Origin of the sequence: Chromobacterium sp. ASV23 (assembly GCF_016428945.1) — a bacterium.
In the GTDB taxonomy this organism is placed as follows: Bacteria; Pseudomonadota; Gammaproteobacteria; order Burkholderiales; family Chromobacteriaceae; genus Chromobacterium; species Chromobacterium sinusclupearum.
Genome location: NZ_JAELTR010000024.1, coordinates 1 through 13333, shown reverse-complemented (window position 1 = coordinate 13333; position 13333 = coordinate 1). Strand labels below are relative to the sequence as shown.

General features: G+C 62.9%; 10 protein-coding genes. 5 read left to right on the top strand and 5 right to left on the bottom strand.

Annotated features, from left to right (window positions below):
- Positions 1–77 precede the first annotated feature (77 nt).
- Both prfA and hemA read right to left on the bottom strand, forming a co-directional pair.
- A complete protein-coding gene (gene prfA, locus JHD59_RS11470) occupies positions 78–1154 on the bottom strand; it encodes a peptide chain release factor 1 (protein ID WP_103321846.1) in 1077 nt (358 codons plus the stop codon).
- Complete coding sequence (gene hemA, locus JHD59_RS11465; protein ID WP_199154337.1) at positions 1154–2407, bottom strand: glutamyl-tRNA reductase; 1254 nt, start codon at positions 2405–2407, stop codon at positions 1154–1156. The genes prfA and hemA overlap by 1 nt, the downstream gene beginning before the upstream one ends.
- 378 nt (positions 2408–2785) lie before the next feature.
- Between hemA and JHD59_RS11460 the strand changes: the two genes are divergently transcribed.
- Positions 2786–5353 carry a TonB-dependent receptor gene (locus JHD59_RS11460; protein WP_199154336.1) on the top strand — a complete coding sequence of 856 codons (2568 nt, stop codon included), beginning with the start codon at positions 2786–2788 and terminating at the stop codon, positions 5351–5353.
- A gap of 86 nt (positions 5354–5439) precedes the next feature.
- Here the strand turns inward: JHD59_RS11460 and JHD59_RS11455 are convergent, their stop codons facing one another.
- The gene (locus JHD59_RS11455) at positions 5440–5901 is read right to left on the bottom strand and encodes a GNAT family N-acetyltransferase (protein ID WP_199154335.1); all 462 of its coding nucleotides are present in this window, start codon (positions 5899–5901) and stop codon (positions 5440–5442) included.
- A 99-nt stretch (positions 5902–6000) separates the two neighbouring features.
- On the opposite strand from JHD59_RS11455, the gene parC reads away from it, so the two are divergent.
- The 4 genes from parC (at position 6001) to JHD59_RS11435 (ending at position 12096) form a co-directional block, all read left to right on the top strand.
- Positions 6001–8352: a DNA topoisomerase IV subunit A gene (gene parC / locus JHD59_RS11450; RefSeq protein WP_199154334.1), complete on the top strand. Its 2352-nt coding sequence runs from the start codon at positions 6001–6003 to the stop codon at positions 8350–8352.
- Positions 8352–9908: a nitrogen regulation protein NR(II) gene (locus JHD59_RS11445; protein ID WP_199154333.1), complete on the top strand. Its 1557-nt coding sequence runs from the start codon at positions 8352–8354 to the stop codon at positions 9906–9908. The genes parC and JHD59_RS11445 overlap by 1 nt, the downstream gene beginning before the upstream one ends.
- Positions 9901–11223: a sigma-54 dependent transcriptional regulator gene (locus JHD59_RS11440; protein WP_199154332.1), complete on the top strand. Its 1323-nt coding sequence runs from the start codon at positions 9901–9903 to the stop codon at positions 11221–11223. Before JHD59_RS11445 ends, JHD59_RS11440 begins: the two co-directional genes overlap by 8 nt.
- Positions 11224–11301: 78 nt before the next feature.
- Entirely contained in the window at positions 11302–12096 is a 795-nt protein-coding gene (locus JHD59_RS11435) for a DUF1835 domain-containing protein (RefSeq protein ID WP_199154331.1), read from the top strand.
- Between the two features lie 273 nt (positions 12097–12369).
- On the opposite strand, the gene JHD59_RS11430 is transcribed toward JHD59_RS11435, so the two are convergent.
- Together JHD59_RS11430 and JHD59_RS11425 are read right to left on the bottom strand one after the other, a co-directional pair.
- Entirely contained in the window at positions 12370–12720 is a 351-nt protein-coding gene (locus tag JHD59_RS11430; RefSeq protein ID WP_199154330.1) for a hypothetical protein, read from the bottom strand.
- A gap of 59 nt (positions 12721–12779) precedes the next feature.
- Entirely contained in the window at positions 12780–13157 is a 378-nt protein-coding gene (locus JHD59_RS11425) for a hypothetical protein (RefSeq protein ID WP_199154329.1), read from the bottom strand.
- Positions 13158–13333 lie beyond the last annotated feature (176 nt).

Genomic DNA, 13333 nt, shown 5'->3' with positions numbered 1-13333 from the left:
GGCCAAGAACATGCGGGCCATGCGGCCCGCCGTTTTCCGGGGGTGATTCTAACGCCGACAAACCCCAGCGGCAATCCTCAATCGCCCAGCGCTGCCAATAGCTCGGCCTGCTGTTCGGCGATCAGCGCGTCGGTCAGCTCCTGCAGATCGCCGTCCATCACCTGATCCAGTTTGTACAGCGTCAGATTGATGCGGTGGTCGGTGATGCGGCCTTGCGGGTAGTTGTAGGTGCGGATGCGCTCGGAGCGGTCGCCGGAGCCGATCAGGCTCTTGCGCTCGGCCGCTTCCTTCTGGTTCTTCTCGCGCAGCTGGATGTCGTAGATGCGCGCCGCCAGCACCTGCATGGCGCTGGCCTTGTTGGCGTGCTGCGAGCGGCCGTCCTGGCACTCGGCGACGATGCCTGTGGGCAAGTGGGTGATGCGCACCGCCGAGTCGGTCTTGTTGATATGCTGGCCGCCGGCACCCGACGCGCGGAAGGTATCGATGCGCAGATCGGCCGGGTTCAGCACCACTTCGGCAATCTCGTCCGCCTCCGCCATCACCGCCACGGTGCAGGCGGAAGTGTGGATGCGGCCCTGGGTCTCGGTAGCCGGCACGCGCTGCACGCGGTGGCCGCCGGACTCGAACTTCAGCCGCGAATACGCTCCCTGGCCGATCAGCCGCACAATCACTTCCTTGTAGCCGCCCAGGTCCGACTCGCTGGCGGAGACGATCTCCACCTGCCAGCGGTTGCGCTCGGCGTAGCGGGTATACATGCGCAGCAGGTCCGCCGCGAACAAGGCCGCCTCGTCGCCGCCGGTGCCGGCGCGCACTTCCAGGAAGATGTTCTTGTCGTCGTTGGGGTCCTTCGGCAGCAGCAGCTTTTGCAGCTCGATATCCAGCGCCGCCAGCTTGTCCTTGCCTTCGGCGATTTCCGCCTGGGCGAATTCCTTCATTTCCGGATCAGCCAGCATGTCTTCGGCGGCGGCGATATCGCCCTCGCACTGCCGATAGGCGGCGAAGGTTTCCACCACCGGTGTCAGCTCGGCGTGTTCGCGGGTGAGTTTCCGGAAGGCCTCCATGTCCTGGGTGGCCGTTTCACTGGCCAGCAGGTGGGTCACCTCTTCCAGACGGTCGGCCAGCTGCGCGAGCCTGGCCGCAATAGACGCTTTCATTACGACTCCGGGTGTAAACGGTAAAGCCGCGCGATGGTTTGCACCTGCGCGTCATGCTCCGCGCCGCTGCCCGAGGACAAAGCCTGGGTCGGCGGGTGCATCAGTTTGTTGGTCAGCTGGACGGACAAGGCCTCCAGCACTTTTTCCGGCGCGTCGCCGCGCGCCAGTTGTTTCATCGCGCCTTCCAGCGCGTGGCGGCGGGTGCGCTCCGCCTCGTCGCGCAGGGCGCGGATCAGCGGCACGGTTTCCCGCTTCTTCAGCCAGTCGTTGAACTCGGCCACCCGGCTCTGGATGATGGACTCGGCCTCGGCCGCGGCCTGCTGCCGCGCCTCCTTGCCCAACTCCACGATGCCGGCGATGTCATCCACGCTGAACAGGAACACATCGTCCAGCTTGTCCACCTCCAGCTCAATGTCGCGCGGCACGGCCAGGTCCAGCATGAACATGGGACGGTGGCGGCGCGCCTTGATCGCCCGCTCCACCATGCCCTTGCCGATGATGGGCAGCTGGCTGGCGGTGGACGTCACCACCACGTCGTAGCGCGACAGCGATTCCGACAACTCGGCCAGCGTGATGGCGTTGCCGCCAAACTGCTCGGCCAGCCGCTGGCCGCGCTCCAGCGTGCGGTTGGCCACGGTGATACAGGACGGATTGCGCGCGGCGAAGTGCGTGGCCACCAGCTCTATCATTTCCCCGGCACCGACGAACAGCACGTTCAGCTCGCTCACCGACGGGAAAATCTGCTCGGCCAGCTTGACCGCCGCCGCCGACATCGACACCGAACTGGCCCCCACCGCGGTGCTGGAGCGCACCTCCTTGGCCACCGCGAAAGTGCGCTGGAACAGCCCATTCAGCAGGGTGCCCAGCGTGCCGGCGCTTTCCGCGCTGCGCACCGCGTCCTTCAGCTGGCCCAGTATCTGCGTCTCGCCCAGCACCATGGAATCCAGCCCGGACGCCACGCGGAAAGCGTGGCGCGCCGCCTGCGAAGCCTCCAGCCGGTACAGATACGGCTCCACCTCGGCGCGGCTCAGCCCGTGAAACTGGCATAGCCAATCCAGCGCGGCATGCGGGTCCGGGCTTAGGCAATAGATCTCGGTGCGGTTGCAGGTGGAGACGATAGCCGCCTCCCGCGCGGCCTGCGAGGCCACCAGACTATCCAGAGCGTGCGGCAGGGTTTCCGCCGGGAATGCCAGCTTCTCCCGTATCGACAACGGCGCGGTGTGGTGGTTGAGTCCGAGGGCAAGCAGATGCATGGGCGAACAATGCCGCAGACGAAAACAGGACATTTTAGCCTAACTGGGTCGCGCCGTCCCGCGCTTGCCCCTGGTCCTTGGCTTCCCTACTGCAGTCACCTGCGAAAGATGACAAGAATGTTGCATCATCGAGACACGAGTTGGAAAATTCCCACCTCAAACCATTAACAAAAAAACACAATTAATTTCATAGTCTTAACATTTCTCACGCAGCCTCCATCCGGCCGCACCAGCAGACAATGCCAAGTAAGTACCTTGCCTTTGCCTCTTTTCAATGCCATTTTCATCAATCGCCAATGATGTTGCGGCCACGAGACTGCAACGATACGCCCCGCGCTGACACGCAATGGGCGCCGTGATGACAAAGGAAGAGAAGAAATGAAGGTCAAGATTCTGGCCCAGGCGATCGCCGCCATCGGCCTGCTGGGAAGCGGCTTTGCCCACGCCGCCGATGACTCGGGCAATCAGCTGGAACGGGTGACGATTACCGGTTCCAACATCAAGCGCAGCATCAAGCAGGAAAAGGCGCTGCCGGTCACCATCCTGAAGACCGAAGACCTGGCCAAGCAGGGTCTGACCACGGTAGAGCAGGTGGTCAACAGCATTGCAGCTAACCAGTCCAGCCAAGGCTCTTCTTATTCGGTAGGCGCCTCTACCGGCGGCGGCTCTTTCGCCAGCCTGCGCGGCCTCGGCAACCAATATACGCTGGTATTGCTGGATGGCCGCCGCATGGCCAACCAGGCTATCGATGGCACCTCGGCCGACCTGAACGCCATTCCACTGTCCGCCATCGACCGTGTGGAAGTACTGCTGGACGGTGCCTCCGCCATCTATGGCACCGACGCCATCGGCGGTGTGATGAACTTCATCACCAAAAAGTCGCTAAAGGGCTTCAGCATTGGCGGCAGCTTCGCCAACCCACAACATGGCGGCGGAGATGAAAAACGCGTCAATGCATCCTATGGTATCGGCGATCTCGCGCAAGACGGCTTCAATGTCTACGGCGCGATAGACTATCTAAAACACGATGCCATCATGGCTAGCCAACGTGATTTCTCCAACAAGATCACCGCAGACACTGGTAATAGTCCCAATGCCTGGCCTGGCAATTATGTGGATGGCGTCACCAAAAAATGGAAAGCTACCAGCACCACTTGTCGGCCGCCATTCTCTCAGTCCGTCGGGGGCATCTGCAAAGAGTACTACTCGCTTTATCCGGCCTTGTCGCCGGAAGTCGAGCAGATTTCGGGCATTGTCCGTGGCACGAAACGCCTTGGTGATAACCATGAGCTTTCCTTGCAGTACACGCGCACGGAAACCATCACCACATCTCAGAATGCTCCGCTGCCAACCGGCGGCGACATCACCAGAGCCAATGCAACCGACCCAACCAAGCGCGACTTACTGTATGTACGGACCATTCCGCTAGGCAACCGGGAAACCGAGGCCAATTCGGTAACCCAGCGCTTGATGCTGAACCTGGAAGGCCTGGTTGCCGGCTGGGACTACCGCGCGGGCATTGGCCGCTCGGAGAACTTGGTCAAGGAAAACCTGAATTCCGGCTATGTCAGCAAAGCCAGGATGCAAGCGGCCGTGGATAGCGGCGCGCTGAATCCTTTCGACACCAGCGGCAACAATCTGGCCGCCTGGAGATCAGTCGGCATCACCGGCCAAACCAAGGAAGCTAAATCGACCATAGACTTGGCGGACGCCAAAATCAGCCGCGAATTGTTTGCGCTGCCGGCAGGCATGGTGGGCGTGGCACTTGGTGCGGAAGCCCGTCATGAAAGCCTAAGCACTGTCTATAACAAGGCCGTTACCCGTGATGCATTAAGCACAGGCCAAAACAAGACCGAAGATTCGATGGGCAGTCGTTCCGCCTACGCCATCTTCGGCGAGGCAGAAATCCCTGTCTTGAAAAATCTGGAACTGCAGCTGGCGACACGTTACGACCACTATAGCGACACCGAAAGTTCGCTCAATCCCAAGGTGGCATTCAAATTCCAACCAGATCCAAAGGTGATGTTCAGAGGTTCCGCCAGCAAGGGATTCCGCGCACCGTCGCTGTATGACATCTACCGTCCGAACCAGCTGCAGCTTACCGGCACCAAGTTTGTCGATTACGCAACGTGTCCGGATGGCCAAAATCCGCTCCCCGGTACCGATGGAACCGGTTGCAGCAAGATGCAACGCGACAAGCGGGTAGGCGGCAGCAAGAATCTGCAACCGGAAAAATCGTCCTCCCTGTCGTTCGGCATGGTCATTGAACCGACCAAGGATTTCACTGCCAGCGCCGACCTATGGTGGACCATGATCAAGGACCAAATCAGCATCTTGGATGAAACCTTGATCATCAACGATCCGGTCAAATACGCCAATCGCTATGTCCGCGATGCCAACGGCAACTATCAGTACATGATTGACGACATTTCCAACCTGGGCAACATCAGCGCCTCCGGCGTAGATCTGCGCCTGAATTGGACACTGCCGAAGACTTCATTTGGCACTTTTGTCGCCACCCTAGACGGCACCTATCTGGCTAAATTCTCATACCAGAATGAGAAAGGCGGCGATTACACCAACACCGCGGGTCAATATGTCGATGCCGGGCCTAACTTCCGCTGGCAGCACAATCTAACGCTGAACTGGATGTACGGTCCGTGGAGCGCCATCGTGTCTCAAAACTACAAGTCTGGTTATACCGACCAGAATGCGACACCGAACTCCGCAGGCAGCAACCACATGGTCAAACCTTACTCCACCTGGAATCTCTCGGCCTCCTATGCGTGGACCAAGCAGCTGACCGTGACCGCTGGCGTGAAGAACCTGTTTGACCAAGAGCCGCCTTATTCCAACCAGCAGCGCATGACTCAACAGAACTACGACCCGCGCTTTACCGATCCCACTGGCCGCAGCTTCTTCCTGAAGGGTTCATACAAGATGTAATCAGTCTAAGCCTGGCAGACATGACAACGGACAACCAGCCCAGGCTGGTTGTCCGTTTTCGCTTGAGCGGACTATAAGAAACAGCCCTACCCCTCCCGCCGCATATCCACATGCAGTATCCCGCCATCGTCATACGGCTCGGACACCGGGGCGAAGCCGAAACTGGCGTACAGCGCGCTGGCATCGCACTGCGCCGACAGCATGATGGGCTGGCCGGCAAAGTGGATTTTGCACTGCGCCACCGCCTGCGCCATCAGCGCCTTGCCCAGCCCCCTGCCGCGCGCCTCCGGCGCCACCACCACCCGGCCGATGGCCGCCGCGTCCGGGTATTTCTCGCCCGGCGCGATCAGCCGCGCGTAAGCCACCAGATTGCCGGCCTCATCGCGGCCGGACAGGTGCAGGCAGTGGATGTCCACGCCGTCCACATCGCCGTAGATGGACTGCTGCTCCACCACGAACACCTGGTCGCGCAATTGCAGCACCTGATAAAGCGCCAAAGGGGTAAAGCCGTCAAAACCGTGGCAATGCCACGCTATCCTGTTTGCCATAGTAGAATCCCTCCCATTCCTGACACAGCCGTCTGCGATGCTATAGCATGCATCCAGATGCCGTGCCTCAATCCAGATCAAGACGATAGCATTTAATATATGAGCGACCACGACCTCTTCGATCCGCCGGCGCCGGCCGGCGACCTCACGCCACCGCCTCCGGCCGCGCCGGACGCCATCAGCGGCGACTGGATTCCGCTGGACCTGTACGCGGAGCGCGCCTATCTGGAATACGCGATGAGCGTGGTCAAGGGCCGGGCGCTGCCGGAAGTGGCGGACGGCCAGAAGCCGGTGCAGCGCCGCATCCTGTACGCCATGCGCGACATGGGCCTGGCCCACGGCGCCAAGCCGGTGAAGTCGGCCCGCGTGGTCGGTGAAATCCTGGGTAAATACCACCCGCACGGCGACAGCTCGGCCTATGAGGCGCTGGTTCGCATGGCGCAGGACTTCACGCTGCGCTACCCGCTGATCGACGGCCAGGGCAACTTCGGCAGCCGCGACGGCGACGGCGCGGCCGCCATGCGTTACACCGAGGCGCGGCTGACGCCCATCGCGGAACTGCTGCTGTCTGAAATCGACATGGGCACAGTGGATTTCGTTCCCAATTACGACGGTGCCTTCGACGAACCGTCGCTGCTGCCGGCCCGCCTGCCCATGGTGCTGCTGAACGGCGCCTCCGGCATCGCCGTGGGCCTGGCCACGGAAATCCCGCCGCACAATCTGACCGAAGTGGCCGGCGCCTGCGTGGCGCTGCTGGACAATCCGTCGCTGGAAACCGCCGATCTGATGCAATACATCCCCGGCCCGGACTTCCCCGGCGGCGGCCAGATCATCACCCCGGCGGCGGACATCCAGTCCGCCTACGAAACCGGCCGCGGCAGCGTGCGCGTGCGCGCCAAATGGGAAATCGACAAGTTGGCGCGCGGCCAGTGGCGCGCCATCGTCACCGAACTGCCGCCCGGCTCCAGCGCGCAAAAAGTGCTGGCGGAGATTGAGGAAGCCACCAATCCCAAGCTCAAGGCCGGCAAGAAGCAGCTGTCGCAGGATCAGCAAAACCTGAAGAAGCTGATGCTGGACCTGCTGGACCGCGTGCGCGACGAATCCGACAGCGAAAACCCGGTGCGCCTGGTGTTCGAACCCAAGTCCAGCCGCCAGGACCCGGACGAGTTCATGAACATCCTGCTGGCGCAGACCAGCCTGGAAGGCAACGCCTCGCTGAACCTGGTGATGATAGGTCTGGATGGCCGACCGGGACAGAAGGGGCTCAAGCCCATCCTGACCGAGTGGATAGACTTCCGCCGCACCACCGTCACCCGCCGCCTGGCGCACCGCCTGTCCCAGGTGGACAAGCGCATCCACATCCTGGAAGGCCGGATGATCGCCTTCATCCATATCGATGAAGTGATCCGCGTCATCCGCGAATCGGACGAGCCCAAGCCGGACTTGATCAAGGCCTTCGGCCTGACCGAAGTCCAGGCCGAGGACATCCTGGAAATCCGCCTGCGCCAACTGGCGCGGCTGGAAGGCTTCAAGCTGGAGAAGGAGCTGTCCGACCTGCGCGAAGAGCGCGAAGGCCTGCGCCACATCCTGGACACGCCGGACGCGCTGACCAAGCTCATCCGCGAGGAAATCCAGGCCGATGCCGCCAAGTACGGCGACAAGCGCCGCAGCGAGATCAAGGCCGCCGAGCGCGCGGTGCTGACGCAAACCACCGCCGACGAGCCGGTGACGCTGATCCTGTCGCAAAAAGGCTGGATCCGCGCCCGCGTCGGCCACAACCTGGAGCTGGAAACGCTGAGCTTCAAGGACGGCGACGCGCTGGCGGCCGTGGTGGAAACCCGCACCGTGTGGTCCGCCATCGTGCTGGACAATAACGGCCGCGCCTACACCATAGATCCGGCCACGGTGCCGACCGGCCGCGGCGACGGCGTGCCGGTGGCGTCGCTGGTGGATCTGCAGGACGGCGCCAAGCCGGCTCAGCTGATCTCCGGCCGCGATGCCGACCGCTTTGTCGTGGCCGGCAGCGGCGGCTACGGCTTCATCGCCAAGATCAGCGACATGGCCGGCCGGGTCAAAGCCGGCAAGGCCTTCATCACGTTGGACGCCGGCGAGACGGTGCTGGCTCCGGTGCCGCTGCCGGCCGCGCCGCTGGAACAACTGCAACTGGTGGCCGCCAGCGACAGCGGCCGCCTGCTGGCCTTCCCGGCGACAGAGCTGAAAGAGCTGGCCAAGGGCCGCGGCCTGATGCTGCTGGCACTGGACGACGGCGCGCGCATGACCGCCATCGGCCTGGTGGCCGGCGACAAGGCGCTGCTGTCCACCACCTCCGTCCGCGGCAAGGTGGCGGATGAAAAGCTGGCGCTGGAAGAGTTTGTCGGCAAGCGCGCCAAGAAGGGCAAGCTGATGCCGAAGAAATGGCTGATCAGCGCCATCCGCGAGCTGCCGATGTGATGAAACTGACAGCCCAGCCGCAAGCCCTATCGCCGCGCGCCGCCTTGTTGTTCGTCAACGGCTTCCGCGCGCTGCTGCTGCTGGTGCTGTTCTCGCTGTCGCTGATCAACGGCGACAGCGGCCAAGCGCTGATCGAAGGCGGACCGCATTTCTACCTGTGGAGCAGCGTCTACCTGCTGCTGATCGCCATCTGGTACCTGCTGCGCGAAGGCAGCCTGGGCGACACGCTGCAACTGACGCTGGCCATCGCCGCCGACATCGCCATGATGGTGTGGCTGATGGCGATGAACGATGGCGTGCGCGGCGGCTTCGGCCTCTTGCTGCTGCCCTATCTTGCCGCCGCCGGCCTGCTGTCCACCGGCCGCTACGCGCTGTTCTACGCCTCCATCGCCACGCTGATGCTGCTGAGCTACGCCGGTTTCGAGAGGCTGCTGGGCAATGCCAGCCAGGCGGACCTGTCGTTCAGCGCGCTGCTTTCCGCCGCCGGCTTCATCACCGCCATCGCCACCTGGCAGCTGGGACGGCTGGCCCGCGCCTCGGAAGCGCTGGCGGCGCAGCGCGGCGGCGAAATCGCCAATCTCAACCACCTGAACGAACTGATCCTGCAAAGCCAGCGCGACGCGGTGGCGGTGCTGGACGAGGCGGGCCATCTGCACCAGTTCAACCGGCAGGCGGAACGCTATTTCAGCCAGCTGCAGCGCGGCCAGTTGATGCCGGAGCTGCTGCCGCTGGTGCAGCGTTGGCGGGACAACGGCTACCCGGCCCTGTCCACCTTTGTTCAACACAATGTGCGCGGCCGCCAGCTGGTGGGCCGGCTGGTGCCGGTGCCGGTGCCGGAAGGCCAGCTGCGCGGCGTAGTGCTGTTCATGCGCGACATGGCGGACATGGCCGAAGAAGCCAAGCGCGTCAAATTGGCCGCGCTGGGCCGCCTCACCGCCAACATCGCTCACGAAATCCGCAACCCGCTGTCCGCCATCAGCCACGCCGGCGACTTGCTGGCGGAAGACGAAACCGACCCGGCGCGGCAGCGGCTGCTGCGCATCGTCCAGGACAACGCCCGCCGCATCAACGGCATGGTGGAAAACGTGCTGACGCTGGGCCGGCGCGACCGCGTCAAGACCGAAACCATCGATCTGCCATCGTTCATCGCCCAGCTGCTGGAGCAATTTGCGCTGGTGCAGCCGCAATCGGCCGGCGCCATCGTCTGCCAGCTGCCGGACCATTGCAAACTGGCATTCGACCGCGGCCACCTGGCCCAGGTGCTGAGCAACCTGCTGGCCAATGCCTGGCGCCATGGCAGCCAGGGCCGCGGCTCGGTGCGGCTGGAAGCCGGCACGGCGGAACACCACCTGATCCTGCGCGTGATCGACGATGGCCCCGGCGTGCCGGAGGCCGAGCAATCCCGCCTGTTCGAACCCTTTTTCACCACGGAAAGCGCCGGCAGCGGCCTGGGGCTGTACATCGCGCGCGAGCTGGCCGAAGCCAACGACGCGCGCCTGGAGTACACCCCGCCCGGCGGCGTGTTCCGGCTGATCTGTCGCCTAGCCCATGACTAAGACACCCTTGCGCGTATTGATCGTCGACGACGAACCGGACATCCGCGAACTGCTGGAGCTGACCCTGCTGAAGATGGGCCTGACGCCCGTCTGCGCCGGCAGCGTGGCCCAGGCCAAAACGGCGCTGGCGACCGGCCGCTTCGACCTGGCGCTGACCGATATGCGGCTGCCGGACGGCGAAGGCCTGGAAGTGGTGCGCCACATCGGCGAAGCCGGACTGGACCTGCCAGTGGCGGTGATCACCGCCTATGGCAGCGCCGACAACGCGGTGCAGGCGATGAAGGCCGGCGCCTTCGACTACCTGCAAAAACCGGTCAGCCTGGCCCAGCTGCGCAGCCTGGTCAAATCGGCGTTGAAAGTGGAAACGCCGTCCGTCAAACCCACCCAGCAGCAACGGCTGTTGGGCGAATCGCCGGCCATCCAGGACGTGCTGCGGCTGGTGGACAAGCTGTCGCGCAGCCAGGCTGCGGTGTATATCAGCGGCGAATCCGGCACCGGCAAGGAGCAAGCGGCGCGGCTGATCCATGAGCAAGGCCCGCGCGCCGGCAAACCGTTTGTCGCCGTCAACTGCGGCGCCATTCCGGAAAACCTGATGGAAAGCGAGTTCTTCGGCTACCGCAAGGGCGCCTTCACCGGCGCCGACGCCGACCGCGACGGCTTCTTCCAGCAGGCGCAGGGCGGCACCCTGTTCCTGGACGAAGTGGCGGACCTGCCGCTGGCCATGCAGGTAAAGTTATTGCGCGCCATCCAGGAAAAAACCGTGCGCAAGCTGGGCAGCGCGCAGGAGGAGATGGTGGACGTGCGCATCATCTGCGCCACCCACCAAGACCTGGCGGCCAAAGTGGAAGACGGCGGCTTCCGCCAGGACTTGTACTACCGCCTGAATGTGCTGCCGCTGCGCATGCCGCCGCTGCGCGAGCTGCGCGAAGACATTCCGCTGTTCGCCGAACGGCTGCTGCAGCGCTTCGCCGGCCATGGCTCCGCGCCCCAACTCTCCCCCGACGCGCGTCAGGCGCTGCAGGACTACGCGTATCCTGGCAACTTCCGCGAGCTGGAAAACATCCTGGAACGCGCCGTCGCCCTGGCCGCCGGCCCCGCCCTGTCCCGCGACGACCTGCAACTGACCCCCTGCGCCGAATACAGCCCGGAACCGGGCAGCGACGAACCGCTGCAAGACTACCTGGACCGCGTGGAGCGCGAAGCCATCGTCAAGGCGCTGGAAGCCACCCGCTACAACCGCACCCAGGCCGCCAAACGGCTGGGGGTGACGTTTCGGTCCCTGAGGTATCGGATGGAGCGGTTGGGGGTGAAGTAAACCCCGCGTAAAACCACCAATGCCGACCCGCGTCGCAGGTATGCTTGAGTTGATTTGCATTCAATCAACTTATTGACGATGACACCTCTCCGCCACTTGTGCTGGGGCGACAGCGCCGCCGGCTCTCTGAAGCAACGCAACCGGCTGCTTGGCCTGGCGCAGCCGGTCACCGCCATGATGGAAGACTTCCGCATTGGGGAGCTGGCCGACGCCGATGCGGCCAAGCCGCGCCAGCGCATCGCCTGGCTCAAGCGCCTGTGGGCCGCGCAGTGGTGGTATGAGGCGGAGGAATACGAAACGTCGCTGCTGCAACACGAGGCAGAGTGCCACGGCCAATTGCTGGAGGCGCTGCAAGCGCCGGCGCCGCTGGTGATCTGGATAGGCAACAACGCGCACGACCGGCTGATGTTGGCCATGGCCGCCAGCGTGGCCGCGCCCGCCACGCCGCTGCTGGTAGCGGACATCACCGGCCAGGTGGCTTTCCAGCACGAGGGGCTTTACGCGGTGGGGATGTGCCCGCCGGAAGCTTTGCTGGATATCAAGCCGGTGACGCTGGACTCCGCCGCGCGCGCCTCGCTGGCCGCGCAATGGGCGCACTGGAAAACACGCGAGGCCGGCTGGCGCGAAACCGCCTCGGACGGCGGCATCGTCCAATACCCGCTGGATCATCTGGACACGCTGTTGTTGGCCAGGCTCTCCCGCACGCCGCAATCGGCCAGCCGCGTAGTGGGGGAGGTCATGGGCACGCATCCCGGCATGGTGCCGGACAATTTCCTGTTCTGGCGGCTGGACGCGCTGCGCCAGGCTGGTCAGGTGGTCTTTACCCCGGTTGACGGCCCCAAGCCGCAGTCGCCCCTCGTCGCCCTGGCTTGAGCAGGGCGCTCCACGGCGAAGACCGCCATAGGATGGCGGAACGCCCGGCCAAGCCGGGCTTCCGCCCTACGGGCCGATGCAGAAGGTTGAATAAAGAAATAGTCTATTGAATTCATTTGATTTTTATTTCAAACAGCCCATTCTGTGTACCTAATTGTGTACCTAAAGATCTTTGCTAAACCCGACCGGCAAAGACTCCTGAAGTCCTGATCAGCCAAACCTTCGGCTAAGATGGCATCAAGTTATCCTTTTCGCCTCCTCTTCCCAACCACATTACCAGTGGCGGGAATTCCAATGCTCAGCCATTATTTCAGCAAGGTTACGCAGGGTGTCCCCGCCTGCGCTGGCTGCAGCAACAGTCTCTTTTTTTTGCCCCTCTCCAGCCTTCACCGTGTTCACTTCTGCGCATGCAGTCAGAGTGCCTGCATCTGGCAGCAGCAGCTCTCTGAGCTCAACCTCCCCCATCAAGCGCTCGAATGCCTTCCGTTGCGACACGTTCCAGCGCACCGCCAGCTGTTCCAGCGTCCGCTTTGCATCTACTGCCACCAGCATACTCAACCGTTTGCGATCCCCGACACACCTCTCTCGGAATGTGGCTTGCCGTTCTGCACTGCTTTTTGCCATCTCGTTACCTTACCTTGTGGGGGTAGAATCAATTGGCCGCCCCAATTACTCAAAATAAATTACTCTACCGCTTCCGCCTTCTGACTGGTAATAGTCTGCATTAGCGTAGACGATCCCCGAATTTGACTACGAAACAATGTACGCCCAGTCAATTTCGGCAGGAATTGGAAATATCTATCCATCTTGGTCAGATACTTCACAACGCGTTCATTCAATTCTTTTCTCTTATCGGTATCATTACGATGGATCATTCCGATAGCGCAATGCGGCATTCCACTCCACTTTTGGTTGCAATTAAAAAACAGTCCATCCTCATTGGTGATCTCAACCCAATAGTGGCCAAGAGCTGTAGCAATTGTAATGTCTTCACGGTGATGTCGGCCATCAAATAGCATCATTGCATGAAAATGCAGCCCCTTATGTGGGCCTACCTCCATCCCTGTCTCTTATACACATCTGACGCTGCCGACGACAGCACGGAGGTGTGGGGGGGGGGGGGGGGGGGGGGGGGTGGGGGGGGGGGGGGGGGGGGGGGGGGGGGGGGGGGGGGGGGGGGGGGGGGGGGGGGGGGGGGGGGGGGGGGGGGGGGGGGGGGGGGGGGGGGGGGGGGGGG